This is a genomic window from Neobacillus dielmonensis (genome assembly GCF_000612665.1).
Classification (GTDB): domain Bacteria; phylum Bacillota; class Bacilli; order Bacillales; family Cytobacillaceae; genus Neobacillus; species Neobacillus dielmonensis.
Genome location: NZ_HG942046.1, coordinates 45,585 through 59,424, shown reverse-complemented (window position 1 = coordinate 59,424; position 13,840 = coordinate 45,585). Strand labels below are relative to the sequence as shown.

Sequence of the window (13,840 nt, the reverse complement as noted above, 5' to 3'; positions counted from 1 at the left end):
GAAAGTAGCCCCGGAAATTCCGGGGCTTTTTTACTGCAATTATATTGTTACACTTCGCCGCTCGATAAGCTTGCTCCATTCAGCAGGATTACGGCTCCACTCGAGCAGGCTTTTTTTGTCAGCTTCACTTATATAGTCCTTTTCAATTGCAATTTCTACTAATGCTGGAAAATCAGTTAGGGATTTGCTAATAATCCCCGCTTCTTCAAAGGCTTGTTTTCCTTTTTGCAGCCCGTAGGTAAAAATGGATACAACCCCCAGTACTTCACAGCCGGCTTCCCTTAGTGCCTGAACGGCCGTAATCACACTGCCGCCTGTGGAAATTAAGTCTTCCACTACAACGGCCTTTTGTCCCTTTACCACCTTGCCTTCAATTTGATTTCCTTTGCCATGTCCTTTCGCCTTAGAACGAACATAACACATTGATAAGTCGAGGACTTCACTCACCCATGCAGCATGAGGGATTCCGGCCGTTGCCGTGCCGGCAATCACTTCCGCCTCAGGGAAGTTTTCACGTATTAGTTCACTAAGGCCTTGAGCAATTTCTCTTCTGATAGTTGGATACGATAACGTAAGACGATTATCACAATAAATCGGGGACCGGAGTCCAGAAGTCCAAGTAAATGGATCATTAGGTTTTAATGCTACAGCCTCAATGGATAATAACTTTTCCGCAATCAATTTTTTCATTGTGTTACTCCTCCCCATGCTTGAATCCAATTTTGATAATTTTGTAAGGGGTCGACTGCCTTCGTAATAGACCTTCCTACTACAATAGCACCTACTCCTGCCTCTCGTGCAAACTCCGGTGTTGCTGTACGCTTCTGATCTCCTGTCTGGTCGGATTGCAAGCGAATCCCTGGGCATACTGTCATAAAGTCCGGTCCGATCTGTTTACCAATCGCAGCAGCTTCATGTGCAGAACAAACCACACCATCTAAGCCTGCTGCCTTTGTTAGCGAAGCATAATGCAGCACCGATTCCATTAATGTTGCCGGAATCAACTGTTCTTTTTGCATTTGCGTTTCTGATGTACTTGTTAACTGTGTGACAGCAATACAGGCAGGGCGCTTACCTGTTGCAGTTCCAGCCTCCAGACCTTCGATGGCGCTCTCCATCATCTCCCGTCCGCCAGCTGCATGAACATTGACCATATCAACGTTCAGTCGGGCCAACCCCTTCATTGCTCCATAAACGGTATTAGGAATATCATGTAGCTTCAAATCTAAGAAAATATGGTGTCCTTGGTCCTTTAATAAGGAAACAATCGACGGGCCCTCTTGGTAAAATAACTCCATTCCAACTTTTACAAACAGCTGTGTTCCTCTAAAAGGCTGCAAAAATTTTTCTACTTCCGCCCTTCCGGGGAAATCAAGCGCGATGATAAGCGGGTGATTCATGTTTTTTCCAGCTCCTTCCCGTACATTCACTGATGTGTTCATACCCCAATTGCTCCAGAAGCTCTGGCAGGTCATTTATAATTGTCGGACAGATAAATGGATCGACAAAATTTGCTGTCCCAACAGCAACTGCGCTGGCTCCGGCATAAAAGAATTCAATAACATCCTCAGCAGATTGGATGCCGCCCATGCCGATAATCGGGAGCGATACAGCCTGGCTCACTTCATAAATCATGCGAATCGCTACTGGTTTAACCGCTGGACCAGATAAACCGCCTGTCCGATTGGCTAGAATCGGCTTCCCTGTTCTTAAATCCAGCCTCATCCCTACGAGTGTATTGATCATGGTGATTCCATCTGCTCCGCCAGCCTCAACTGCCTTGGCCATTTCCACAATATTAGTCACGTTTGGCGATAGTTTTACGTAAACAGGAACCTCTGAAACTTGCTTTACTTTACGGGTTAGTTCCTTTGCCACCTCTGGTATAGTGCCAAAGGCAATGCCTCCAGTTTTAACGTTTGGGCAAGATATGTTTAACTCAAGAGCGTGAACATTGGGAGCAATTGATATTTCCTTTGCAACTTTCACATAATCCTCTTCAGTAGAACCGGCAACATTGGCAATGATCGGCACATCATATTGTGACAACCACGGAAGCTCTTGTTCAATGATTTTCTTCATACCCGGATTTTGTAAACCAATCGCATTTAACATACCTGATGAGGTTTCTGCCACCCGCGGTGTCGGGTTCCCGAAACGAGGTTCTGCCGTTGCCGCTTTAATCATGATGGCACCCAGTTCACTTAAGTCATAAAATTGACTGTATTCCTTACCAAAGCCAAAGCAGCCTGATGCCGGCATAACCGGATTTTTCAGTTTCAGCCCCGGCAATTCAATATTCAATCTGCTCATATTAAAACCTCCCCGGCCCGGAAGACTGGACCATCCGTACATACTTTTTTATACGAGGTCCCTGATGGGTCATCCTTCTCTTTGCATACACAGGCAAAACAGGCCCCGATGCCGCAGCCCATCCGCTCTTCAAGGGATAAAAACACCTTTTGATCAGGGTAGCCTTGCTGCAGTGCTCTGAGCATCGGTACCGGTCCGCATGCATATAGACAATCAAATTGGATATTTTTTAACACATCTGTTACAAATCCTTTTGTTCCATATGTTCCGTCAACTGTGGCAATGAATGTTTTTCCATACTTTTCAAACTGTTGTTCATAAAATACAGCGGCGACCGTTTGAAAACCTAAAACATGAATGACCTTTACCCCTTTTGCCGTCAGCTGTTTGGACAATTCATATAGCGGTGGAACTCCAATTCCTCCACCAACAAGGACTGCCGTTTCCCCGGCAGAGACTTCATCAACCGGGAACCCATTTCCCAGCGGCCCAAGGATATCTAGCTCCATTCCTGCCCTCATTTCGGATAGCATCTGCGTGCCTTTTCCATCTTTCCGATAAATAAGCGTCATTTGCTTGGAAATGGGGTTATAGGAAGAAATACTGATTGGTCTCCGTAAAAGCGGGTCCCAATGATTTGAGACCCGAATGTGAACAAATTGACCTGGAGCGGTGATTTCGCGGACTAATTCCGCTTGAACAATCAGTTCATAAATATCGGCTGCGATTTCGGTTCGGCTAAGAATTTTACAAATTTCCTTTTTCATCATGCAAACACAGCCTCCCGGTCAGGAGTATTCATGGCTTCCGTAGAGAAATTCATCGACTCAATTACCTTTAGGATGGCCTCGGCTGTATCAAGAGATGTTAAACATGGAACTCCGTTCTCGACTGCCTCACGGCGGATTCGGAATCCATCTCTCTCTGGCTGTTTGCCTTTGGTCAGGGTATTGATGATAAACTGGGCTTCACCCTGATGAATGACATCCAGCACGGTTTGGCCGTCTGCGCCAATTTTCTCCACTACCTTAACAGGAAGTCCTGCTTGAGTAAACAAGGCTGCGGTTCCGCTGGTGGCCATCAGTCTGTAGCCGTTTGCGGCAAACCTTGCGGCAAGCTTTAGGGCTTCTTGTTTATCCTTATCGGAGACTGTGAACAAGACTGTCCCGAACTTCTGAATGGAAATCCCTGATGCTACTAAGCCTTTATATAAAGCTTTTTCTAGAGTGGAATCCTTGCCCATTACTTCCCCGGTCGACTTCATCTCCGGTCCAAGAGTGATATCCACATCTTTTAACTTTGCGAATGAGAAGACAGGAACCTTGACAAAAACCCCTTTCTTCTCGGGAACCAAACCTGGATCGTACCCTTGGTCGGCTAAAGAGAACCCTAAAATTGCCTTGGTCGCAATTTTAGCCATTGGGACATTGGTAATTTTGCTTAAGAATGGGACCGTCCTGCTTGATCTTGGGTTTACCTCAATAACATATACTGAGTTGTCCGCTACCACATATTGAATATTCAACAGCCCGACAATTCCAAGTCCTAAGGCTAATTTTTCCGTATAGTTCACCAAAGTTTGTTTTATCTCTTCCGATAACGTCTGTGGCGGGTATACGGCAATGGAATCACCCGAGTGGACCCCTGCCCGCTCAATATGCTCCATGATACCTGGAATGATTACTTGTTTCCCATCACAAATCGCATCCACTTCAATTTCTTTCCCAGTGATATAACGGTCAATTAACACTGGATGCTCAGGATTGATTTTTACTGCATTTTTCATATAATGGAGCAGTTCTTCTTGGTTGTAGACAATTTCCATTGCCCGACCGCCAAGTACATAGGATGGCCGGACTAAAACAGGGTAGCCAATTTGCTCTGCAATAACGACTGCTTCTTCCACCGATAATGCTGTTTTTCCAAGCGGCTGTGGTATATCGAGTTCTTCCAGTGCCTGTTCAAACTTATCACGGTCTTCCGCACGATCTAATGCTTCCAAGCTGGTACCTAGAATTTGCACTCCATTTTCAGAGAGCTTTGCCGCTAGATTAATAGCGGTTTGGCCGCCAAACTGAACGACAACGCCCATTGGTTTCTCTAAATCGACGATGTGCATCACATCTTCTATGGTCAGCGGTTCAAAATAAAGCTTGTCAGAGATACTAAAGTCGGTTGAAACCGTTTCAGGATTGTTATTGATTATTATTGCTTCATAGCCTGCTTCTTTAATGGCTTTAACAGAATGGACTGTTGCATAATCAAATTCAATCCCTTGACCAATCCGGATCGGGCCGGAACCGAGAACAATCACACTTTGCTTTTTTGTCACCAAAGACTCATTTTCTTCTTCATAGGTACCGTAGAAATATGGAGTTTCCGACTCAAACTCGGCTGCACAGGTATCTACCATTTTATACACTGGAATAATATTCAGATTCTTACAGAATTCGTAGATATCTTTTTCGTTTGCTTCCCACAGCCCGGCAATCTTCTTGTCCGAAAATCCCTTTTGCTTTGCCTCTTTAAGCAGGTCCCCATGAAACGGATTTGCGGTTAACTTTGTTTCAAGCTCAATGATTCTTTCAAACTTCTTTAGGAAAAATAAATCAATTTCGCTCCAGTCATGGATCGTTTCAATCGTTACTCCACGCTTTAGGGCCTCAGCTATGTAAAACAACCGCTCATCTCCTGCTTTGCGGATGCGCTTTTCGATAATGGAATCATTAATTTCAGCCGCCCCGTTTAATTCAAAATGATATACACCAGATTCAAGCGAGCGAATTGCTTTTAATAAGGATTCTTCAAATGTCCTGCCAATGGCCATAACCTCGCCGGTGGCCTTCATTTGTGTTCCTAATCTTCTGTTTCCTGATTCAAACTTATCAAACGGCCATCTTGGAATTTTCGTTACGATGTAATCAAGTGCCGGTTCGAAGCTGGCATAGGTTTTCCCCGTTACCGGGTTCAGCATTTCATCTAACGTTAAACCCACGGCAATTTTAGCTGCAAGCTTGGCAATTGGATAACCGGTTGCCTTTGATGCGAGGGCAGAAGACCTGCTTACCCTTGGATTTACCTCAATCACATAGTAGTTATAACTGTTTGGGTCCAGTGCGAGCTGCACATTACAGCCACCCTCAATACCGAGCGCGCGAATAATCTTCAATGAAACATTACGAAGCAGCTGATATTCTCTATCTGCAAGAGTTTGGCTTGGTGCGACGACAATGGAATCCCCTGTATGTATGCCGACAGGATCAATATTTTCCATATTACAAACGACAATCGCATTATCTGCACTGTCACGCATGACTTCGTATTCAATTTCTTTAAAACCTGCAATGCTCTTTTCGAGCAGGCATTGATGAACCGGGCTGTTTTTCAATCCGCTTGTGACAATTTCCTCAAGTTCTTCTCGATTGTTGCAAATACCGCCGCCAGTGCCGCCTAATGTGAAGGCAGGACGGACAATTACTGGAAAGCCAATTTTGTCAGCAAAAGCAATCGCTTCGTCTAACTGATGAACGATTTCACTTTCAGGGACCGGCTGTTCTAGCTCGTTCATTAGCTCGCGAAATAATTCACGGTCCTCAGCCTGATTGATGGCTGACAACTTGGTACCTAGAATCTCAACGCTACACTCGTCTAGGACTCCCGATTTTGACAATTCCACAGCCAAATTGAGCCCGGTTTGGCCTCCTAGAGTGGCCAACAGAGCATCCGGCCGTTCTTTGCGAATGATTCGGCTGACAAAATCGACTGTCAATGGTTCAATATAGACGACATCCGCCATCTCTGTATCGGTCATAATGGTGGCAGGGTTAGAGTTTACAAGAATCACACGGTAGCCTTCTTCTCTCAGCGCAATACATGCCTGGGCTCCGGCATAATCAAATTCCGCTGCTTGGCCGATAATGATGGGTCCTGATCCGATTACTAAAATGGAGTGAATATCTTTACGTTTAGGCATGGGATGTAACCTCCTGTTTTTGTGATTCAATTAATGCGAGAAATTGATCAAATAAGCCATTGGCATCTTCCGGTCCTGGTGAAGCCTCCGGATGGTATTGAACCGTAAAGGCAGGGAAATCCAAATGCTTTAAGCCTTCTATTGATTCATCATTGACCGCAATATGTGTAACCGCTAATCTAGTATTTTTTACGGACTCCATCTCAACTGTATATCCATGGTTTTGTGAAGTAATCGCCACTTTTCCAGTTTCTAAATCCCTTACAGGGTGATTGGAGCCGCGATGTCCGAACTTCATTTTGACTGTATCGGCACCGCATGCAAGCGCAAATAATTGATGCCCCAAGCAAATTCCAAACAACGGAACTTTTCCCAGAACTCCTCTCAGCATATCGACTGCTTCTGGAACATCCTTGGGGTCCCCTGGTCCATTGGAAAGCATGATTCCGTCCGGACTTAAGTTTAGGATTTCTTCGGCTGTTGTATAGTAAGGAACCACCACAACATCGCAGCCCCGTTCATTTAGTTCACGCAATATTCCATGTTTCATGCCAAAATCCACAAGGACTACTCTTTTTCCTCGTCCCGGACTTGGGTACGCATTTTTGGTTGATACTTGCCGCACTTGATCGATAGGAAGTTTTGTTGAACGCAGTTTTTTCATCACTTCCTGTGCATCGGCTTCGATACTGCAGATGGCCCCTTTTAAAGTGCCATACTGACGAATGATTCTTGTTAATTTTCGTGTATCAATCCCAGCAATGCCTGGTATCTTTTTCATTTCAAAGTATTCATTTAAGGTAAATTCACTTCTCCAATTAGAAGGAAACTCAGCCGCTTCTTTTACGATAAAGCCTTTTACGGCCGGATGTATGGATTCAAAATCATCCCGGTTAATTCCATAGTTTCCGACCAAAGGATAAGTAAGGGTTACTAATTGGCCGCAATACGAAGGGTCAGAAAGAATTTCTTGGTAACCTGTCATACCAGTATTGAATACAACTTCTCCAATTGTTTCTGTGTCACTGCCAAAACCTTCGCCTACAAAAATTGTACCGTCTTCAAGAATTAATTGTTTCTTCATACCGTAACAGCTCCCTTTTCCCAAACGATGTTTCCTTCAGCGATTGTTAACACAGGCCAGCCTTTACAATTCCAGCCAGAAAATGGTGTGTTTTTACCTTTTGATAAAAATTCATCCGGGTTAATCATTCGCTCTTCATCCAAATCTAGTAGTACTAAATCAGCCGGAGAGCCCACTTCTAATTTTCCATATGGAAGTCCGAAGCTTCGAGCAGGTTTTATTGTCATCCAGTCAATCAGCTGCTTTAATGTAATGATGTTTTTTAATACAAAATTCGTATAGAGCAATGAAAAGACTGTTTCTAGGCCAACAATGCCAAATGGTGCCAAGAGCATTCCTTCATTCTTCTCTTCGGTCGTATGCGGGGCATGATCCGTCGCAATAAAATCAATCGTTCCGTCTAAAAGGCCCTCGATTAACGCCTGCTTATCAGCGTCATCGCGTAGCGGAGGGTTCATTTTAAAATTAGGGTCAAGTCCTGGAATGTCATCTTGACTTAATAATAAATGGTGTGGTGTTACTTCCGCAGTGACATGAATACCCGCCCGTTTCGCGTCACGCACCGTCCGGACAGATTCCTTTGTGCTGATATGGCAGACATGATAATGGCAGCCTGAAGCTTCAGCCAACAGGACGTCCCTAGCAATTTGCACCGACTCACAAACGGACGGAATTCCATTTAAGCCATGCAGCTTGGAGAATGCCCCTTCATGTACACTGCCTTTATTGATTAAGGTATTTTCCTCACAGTGCGCTACAATCGCCATATTTACTTCTTTTGCTTTTTTCATGGCCTCGAGCATTTTTGCGGCCGATTGAACTCCAACCCCGTCATCGGTAAATGCAAATGCTCCCGCTGCTTTTAAGGCCTCAAAATCTGTCAAATCCTGCCCTAGTTGCCTGGTGGTAATCGATGCATACGGCAGGACCCGGACATTTGCAGTTTCCTTAATCCGTTTCTGCAGGTTCTCCATTTGTTCCTTTGTATCTGGTACCGGTCTTGTATTTGGCATCGCTGCTACGGTAGTAAAACCGCCGCGTGCTGCTGCCTTAGTGCCAGTCGCGATCGTCTCCTTTTTCTCTCCCCCTGGCTCCCGAAGGTGGACGTGAAGATCAACAAATCCTGCAGAGACCAACAGCCCTTCAGCATTGATAGACCTGTCTGCACTCTCAGAAACTTTTTCTTGTATTTTAGTAATAATCCCGTTTTCTATTAAAATATCGTTTTGTTTCTTTTCTCCATTAGATGCTATGTAACATGCGTTCTGAATAAGTAGTTTCATATTGTTTTCCTCCTTTTAAACTTTCGATTGCGCGTTTTAGGACCGCCATCCTGACAAACACGCCGTTTTCCATCTGTTTAAAGATTCTTGAACGGCTGCATTCAACCAGGCTGTCAGCTATTTCAACATTACGGTTAACGGGGGCCGGATGCATAATAATGCTATGCGGTTGCATCCTCTTTTCTCTTGCTGTCGTTAAACCAAATTGCTGATGATATTCACCTGCTGAAAAACTTTCTCCCTTTTGATGCCGTTCATGCTGAACACGGAGCAGCATCACAACATCCGCTTGCGTAATCGCTTCGTCAATGGGGCGATATTTCGAAAAATTAAAGCCCCTTGTGTCAAACCATTGCTCAGGTCCTGAGAAAATAACTTCGGCACCCAGTCTTGTCAGGACGTCAGCATTGGATCGAGCTACCCGGCTATGCCGGATGTCACCGATAATCGCAATTTTCAGCCCGGCAAAGCGGCCAAATTCTTGGTAAATCGTCATTAAATCAAGAAGGGATTGGGTTGGATGGTGTCCACAGCCGTCGCCGCCATTTATGATTGGGATATTCACTTTTCCTGTCAGCCCATCGAAGTAGCGGTCCTGATCATGACGGATCACTATCGCTTTTACCCCTATGGCTTCCAATGTTTTCACCGTATCGTAGAGGGTTTCCCCTTTTTTGACACTCGATGTCTGCACTTCAAACGGGATGATCTCTAAGCCTAATTTCCTTTCGGCCATTTCAAAGCTGCTTTTCGTTCTCGTACTTGCCTCAAAAAATAAGTTTGCGGCAAATATCTTTTCTTCCGGACACCATTTCATACCTCGTTTAAATTGTCCAGCATCATTCAATATTTGATAAATTTCCTCAACAGTTAATTCATTTGTGGTTAATAAATGATGCAACATGTGAATTCCACCCTTCTTAATTTGGCTAAAAAAAGCACCCTAACGCTTTGTCAGGGTGCTTTAACATCTGCTTAACTGGAGAAAAAATAGTGAATTTTCATCCCGTTCTAAGCTAACACCCTTATAAGCCTCTCTGGACTTCATTTAAAAGGTTTTGCTGGTTATGCAGTTTTCTGATCATTGTTACCTTCCGTTTCAAACATATTTTCACTCGCAACTGGTCTTCCTGGAAGTATTAGATTTAACAATACCCCAATAATGGCTGCAAGAGCCATACCCTGAACTTCGATATTAAATGGAAGCTTTACAACTGCCCCTCCGATTCCAATAACTAAAATAACAGAGGAGATCACAAGGTTTCGATTATTCGCAAAGTCTATCTTACTATCCACTAACATCCTTAAGCCTGATGAAGCGATGATCCCAAACAACAGAATAGACACACCACCCATGACAGGTGTCGGAATAGTACCAATTAGAGCAGTCATTTTACCAATAAACCCAAAGATAATTGCAAATATTGCGGCTCCTGCAATGACGTAGACACTATAAACTCTTGTAATGGCCAAGACTCCAATATTTTCTCCATAAGTAGTTTTTGGCGGCCCTCCGATTATGGCTGAGATTAGAGTGGCAGTACCATCACCAAGTATCGATCTGTGTAAGCCTGGTTCTTTAATATAATCTCTTCCAACGACCTTGCTTAGAACAAGCTGATGGCCGATGTGTTCAGATAATGTTACTACGGCAACTGGCACCATTAAGGCAACTAAATCCCACGAGAACTTCACTTTGTAGCTGACAAAAGGAATTAGAAAATCTGGCATTTCAAACCAATGTGCTTTTAATACTGGTGAAAAATCCACTATCCCAATTAGTAAGGAGTATACATATCCAACGATAATACCTGCTAAAATCGGGATAATGCTTAACATTTTCTTGGCGTAAATGGTAAAGATAATGGTTGCCGCCAAGGTTACCAAGGCTGCCGAGAAATGGAGCATGCTGTATTTTCCGGCGGGATTATTCATCGCCATACTTACAGCTGTACCGGAAAGCGCTAGGCCAATGACAATAATGACAGGACCAACAACAATCGGAGGAAGCAGATTCATAATCCATCTGTGTCCTGCTCTACTGATGACCAAAGCAACTATGCCATATACCAAACCTGCTAAGAATGTACCGACCATCGCTGCTCCTGGACCGCCTGCAGCCTTCGCAGCAATAACTGGTGCAATAAACGCAAACGATGATCCTAGATAGGCCGGAACTTGCATTTTGGTAATCAATATGAAAGCTAAGGTTCCTAGTCCGCTCGATATTAGAGCGATTGCTGGACTTAATCCGACAAGATACGGAACGAGAATGGTTGAGCCAAACATCGCAAACAGGTGCTGCAGGCTTAATGTCAACCACTGCGACGTTTTTGGTCTATCTTTAACATCTAAGATTATATTCTTGTTATTCATCTTCATTCTCCCCAGTTTTTTTTATAGTCTCTATTTAGGATTTGCTTTCCTTAAAAAAATAACCCTCTTTGTCCATAGAGATACAAAGAGGGTTAGAGAATGCCTAATAGCAATTCCCCCTTTGTCAGACTCTCAGGACTGAATTAAAAGGGCGATTATTTAATTTTCAAAAATACTAACTTGATCTGCCTGATCAACTTCAGATAACTCAACGACAATTCTTTCAATGCTAGATGTTGGAATATTTTTTCCTACATAGTCTGCCCGTATTGGAAGCTCTCGATGACCACGGTCCACTAAAACAGCTAACTGAATCGCTGCCGGCCGGCCAAGGTCAATTAGAGCATCCAGCCCGGCTCTAACCGTTCTGCCAGTATATAAAACATCGTCAACAAGGATCACTTTTTTGTCATTAATACTAAAAGGAATATCGGAACCTTTCACAAGCGGTTCTTGGTTATCCGTCTTAATTGTTAAATCATCCCGATATAAAGTGATGTCTAATTCGCCCACCGCGATTGAATTTCCTTCAATTTCTTCAATCCTAGTTGCAAGGCGCTTGGCTATAAAGATGCCCCTTGTGCGGATGCCAACGAGCACACAATCTTGGATCCCTTTATTTTTTTCAATGATTTGATGGGCAATTCTAGTCAGTGCTCTTCCAATTGCCTGCTCATCAAGTACAACAGCTTTTTGAGTCATAAATTTTAGCACCTGCTTTATAATAAAATTGTTGATTTCCGTTCCAATCAACTAAATCAACTTATACTTTTAACACCAGATAAAATAAAAAACCTCTCATCCGATATGGGTGAGAGGGAATAGGTAATTTTAAATTACAGGCATGATAAACACCTGTTATCCGTTCCTTCTCAGCCTCACGGGACTGATTTAAAGGCTTATTAAACTATTGTTATCTTACTGTAATTTTGAACCCCTGTCAACGATTATTTCTCAATGAATCCAGTAATTGTTCCATATATTCCGGCAGCGGTGCTGAAAATTCTAAATACTCATTTGTTCTCGGGTGTGTAAACCCAAGGATGCCAGCATGCAACGCTTGTCCACCAATATCTAACGTCTTTTTCGGACCATACTTTGGATCACCCGCAAGTGGATAGCCGATGTATTTCATATGAACCCGAATTTGGTGAGTCCTACCGGTCTCCAATTGGCATTCAATAAAAGTAAAATCCTTAAAACGTTCGAGGACATGAAAATGTGTAACAGCGTGTTTCCCATTATCCACCACCGTCATACTTTGCCGTTCCTTTGGATCCCTCCCTAGTGGAGCATCTATTGTCCCGAAATCATGGGGGATGATTCCATGGACTAATGCTTTGTATTTCCTGGTAACAGTTTTATTTACTAATTGATTCACTAGGCCTTCATGGGCCATATCATTTTTGGCAACCATTAAGAGTCCTGATGTATCTTTATCAATCCGATGGACGATTCCTGGCCTTAGGACACCGTTTATACCTGATAAATCTTTACAGTGGGCCATAAGGCCGTTAACTAATGTCCCTGTCAAATGGCCTGGTGCGGGATGAACCACCATTCCCTTTGGTTTATTAACAACCAGTACATCCCGATCTTCATAATAAATATCCAAATCCATTTCCTCAGGTACAACATCTAATTCCTCTGGTTCTGGTATGTTTATTTCTAGTTGGTCATTAAGGCTGCACTTATAATTTGTTTTGACTTTCTTTCCATTTACTACGACATTTCCTTCTTTTATCCATTCCTGGACCTGTGTTCTTGACCATTCCTCATTAAGACTGGCAACCACTTTATCAATGCGGTCTCCCACCTGGTCTTCAGGAATGGTGTGATCCATTTTCTCCATACGATTTCTCCTTTGACGACTTCTCTTCCAACAGCATTTGAATAATAAGTAAACCTACTCCGATGACCAGAGCGGAATCAGCAATATTGAAGACAGGAAAGTTATAACCAAAAATATAAGAGTGAATAAAGTCCACCACTTCTTTCCGGAATACTCGATCAATAAAATTGCCAATTGCTCCTCCAAGCATAAATGCAAGAGAAACTCCTAATAGCCTTTTACCCTTAGCATGTTTCTGCATGTAAAAAACAATGGCTGCAATGACAATGATCGTAATCAGATAAAATAGCCACATTTGTCCTTGCAAGATTCCCCAGGCTGCACCGCGGTTACGATGGGATGTAATGTACAAAACATTGTCAACGATAGGAATACTCTCTCCTAAATACATTTTGGAAAGTATCAACCATTTAGTAAATTGGTCTAATAAAATTATGAATACTGCGATTAAGTAATAAAGCATGATTATACCCCCAAAGAATAGCCTAAACTCATTCTTTTGAATTTTAGCATACTTAATCGCATTATCACAATGTAACTTATTAAAATGAGGATAAAATTGGTTTTTTGAAATAGCTAATAATATCCTCAGTATCTTTGGATGACCTAATGGTAGGGATCATTTTCATAAGATCCACCGGAAGTAATTCTCCAGATAGCTCACACTGACCATATGTACCGTCGGTTAGTTTTTGAAGAGCGAGTTCAACATCTTTAAGCTCTTCTTCGAGCAGAGGTGTCATCCAATCATTACTGTGTTTATTTGTTAATGACTGCTGAATTTCAAATTTGGTTTGACGGAGTTCCAATAACAGCTTTTCCTGCAATGCATTCATAGTGTTGTTACCTCCGTTTCGTCATTTGTTTTATTATTTGGCGCCAGCTTTAAAGTGACACACTAAAACATTTGACAACTGCAACAACAATTAACGGAGGTGGTAAATATGTGAACAAAATGG

General features: G+C 43.0%; 13 protein-coding genes. All 13 read right to left on the bottom strand.

Annotated elements, in window-relative coordinates; all coding sequences use genetic code 11:
* Nucleotides 1-39: 39 nt before the first annotated feature.
* On the bottom strand, nucleotides 40-690 hold the full coding sequence (pyrE, locus tag BN2425_RS05980; RefSeq protein ID WP_042456234.1) for an orotate phosphoribosyltransferase: 651 nt from the start codon (nucleotides 688-690) through the stop codon (nucleotides 40-42).
* Nucleotides 687-1,400: an orotidine-5'-phosphate decarboxylase gene (pyrF, locus tag BN2425_RS05975; protein ID WP_042456232.1), complete on the bottom strand. Its 714-nt coding sequence runs from the start codon at nucleotides 1,398-1,400 to the stop codon at nucleotides 687-689. The genes pyrE and pyrF overlap by 4 nt, the downstream gene beginning before the upstream one ends.
* Entirely contained in the window at nucleotides 1,372-2,313 is a 942-nt protein-coding gene (locus BN2425_RS05970; protein ID WP_042456230.1) for a dihydroorotate dehydrogenase, read from the bottom strand. The genes pyrF and BN2425_RS05970 overlap by 29 nt, the downstream gene beginning before the upstream one ends.
* Entirely contained in the window at nucleotides 2,310-3,083 is a 774-nt protein-coding gene (locus tag BN2425_RS05965) for a dihydroorotate dehydrogenase electron transfer subunit (RefSeq protein WP_042456228.1), read from the bottom strand. The genes BN2425_RS05970 and BN2425_RS05965 overlap by 4 nt, the downstream gene beginning before the upstream one ends.
* Nucleotides 3,080-6,286, bottom strand: coding sequence for a carbamoyl-phosphate synthase large subunit (gene carB, locus BN2425_RS05960; RefSeq protein ID WP_042456226.1), 3,207 nt, complete (start codon nucleotides 6,284-6,286; stop codon nucleotides 3,080-3,082). Before carB ends, BN2425_RS05965 begins: the two co-directional genes overlap by 4 nt.
* Nucleotides 6,279-7,370, bottom strand: coding sequence for a carbamoyl phosphate synthase small subunit (locus BN2425_RS05955; protein ID WP_042456224.1), 1,092 nt, complete (start codon nucleotides 7,368-7,370; stop codon nucleotides 6,279-6,281). Before BN2425_RS05955 ends, carB begins: the two co-directional genes overlap by 8 nt.
* Nucleotides 7,367-8,653, bottom strand: coding sequence for a dihydroorotase (locus tag BN2425_RS05950; protein ID WP_042456222.1), 1,287 nt, complete (start codon nucleotides 8,651-8,653; stop codon nucleotides 7,367-7,369). The genes BN2425_RS05955 and BN2425_RS05950 overlap by 4 nt, the downstream gene beginning before the upstream one ends.
* Complete coding sequence (locus BN2425_RS05945; protein ID WP_042456558.1) at nucleotides 8,613-9,554, bottom strand: aspartate carbamoyltransferase catalytic subunit; 942 nt, start codon at nucleotides 9,552-9,554, stop codon at nucleotides 8,613-8,615. The genes BN2425_RS05950 and BN2425_RS05945 overlap by 41 nt, the downstream gene beginning before the upstream one ends.
* A 164-nt stretch (nucleotides 9,555-9,718) precedes the next feature.
* Complete coding sequence (locus BN2425_RS05940) at nucleotides 9,719-11,029, bottom strand: solute carrier family 23 protein (RefSeq protein ID WP_042456220.1); 1,311 nt, start codon at nucleotides 11,027-11,029, stop codon at nucleotides 9,719-9,721.
* A gap of 159 nt (nucleotides 11,030-11,188) precedes the next feature.
* Nucleotides 11,189-11,731 carry a bifunctional pyr operon transcriptional regulator/uracil phosphoribosyltransferase PyrR gene (pyrR, locus tag BN2425_RS05935; RefSeq protein WP_042456219.1) on the bottom strand — a complete coding sequence of 181 codons (543 nt, stop codon included), beginning with the start codon at nucleotides 11,729-11,731 and terminating at the stop codon, nucleotides 11,189-11,191.
* 238 nt (nucleotides 11,732-11,969) lie between these two features.
* Nucleotides 11,970-12,881 (bottom strand): RluA family pseudouridine synthase, encoded by a 912-nt coding sequence (locus BN2425_RS05930; protein ID WP_042456216.1) that lies wholly within the window; start codon nucleotides 12,879-12,881, stop codon nucleotides 11,970-11,972.
* Nucleotides 12,853-13,344 carry a signal peptidase II gene (lspA, locus tag BN2425_RS05925; protein WP_042456214.1) on the bottom strand — a complete coding sequence of 164 codons (492 nt, stop codon included), beginning with the start codon at nucleotides 13,342-13,344 and terminating at the stop codon, nucleotides 12,853-12,855. Before lspA ends, BN2425_RS05930 begins: the two co-directional genes overlap by 29 nt.
* 79 nt (nucleotides 13,345-13,423) lie before the next feature.
* On the bottom strand, nucleotides 13,424-13,717 hold the full coding sequence (locus tag BN2425_RS05920) for a hypothetical protein (protein WP_042456212.1): 294 nt from the start codon (nucleotides 13,715-13,717) through the stop codon (nucleotides 13,424-13,426).
* Nucleotides 13,718-13,840 lie beyond the last annotated feature (123 nt).

What these genes read in the sequence shown, in the direction of transcription:
- pyrE (WP_042456234.1), bottom strand. Translation starts at nt 690, where the DNA reads ATGAAAAAATTGATTGCGGAAAAGTTATTATCCATTGAGGCTGTAGCA.
- pyrF (WP_042456232.1), bottom strand. Translation starts at nt 1,400, where the DNA reads ATGAATCACCCGCTTATCATCGCGCTTGATTTCCCCGGAAGGGCGGAA.
- BN2425_RS05970 (WP_042456230.1), bottom strand. Translation starts at nt 2,313, where the DNA reads ATGAGCAGATTGAATATTGAATTGCCGGGGCTGAAACTGAAAAATCCG.
- BN2425_RS05965 (WP_042456228.1), bottom strand. Translation starts at nt 3,083, where the DNA reads ATGATGAAAAAGGAAATTTGTAAAATTCTTAGCCGAACCGAAATCGCA.
- carB (WP_042456226.1), bottom strand. Translation starts at nt 6,286, where the DNA reads ATGCCTAAACGTAAAGATATTCACTCCATTTTAGTAATCGGATCAGGA.
- BN2425_RS05955 (WP_042456224.1), bottom strand. Translation starts at nt 7,370, where the DNA reads ATGAAGAAACAATTAATTCTTGAAGACGGTACAATTTTTGTAGGCGAA.
- BN2425_RS05950 (WP_042456222.1), bottom strand. Translation starts at nt 8,653, where the DNA reads ATGAAACTACTTATTCAGAACGCATGTTACATAGCATCTAATGGAGAA.
- BN2425_RS05940 (WP_042456220.1), bottom strand. Translation starts at nt 11,029, where the DNA reads ATGAATAACAAGAATATAATCTTAGATGTTAAAGATAGACCAAAAACG.
- pyrR (WP_042456219.1), bottom strand. Translation starts at nt 11,731, where the DNA reads ATGACTCAAAAAGCTGTTGTACTTGATGAGCAGGCAATTGGAAGAGCA.
- BN2425_RS05930 (WP_042456216.1), bottom strand. Translation starts at nt 12,881, where the DNA reads ATGGAGAAAATGGATCACACCATTCCTGAAGACCAGGTGGGAGACCGC.
- lspA (WP_042456214.1), bottom strand. Translation starts at nt 13,344, where the DNA reads ATGCTTTATTACTTAATCGCAGTATTCATAATTTTATTAGACCAATTT.
- BN2425_RS05920 (WP_042456212.1), bottom strand. Translation starts at nt 13,717, where the DNA reads ATGAATGCATTGCAGGAAAAGCTGTTATTGGAACTCCGTCAAACCAAA.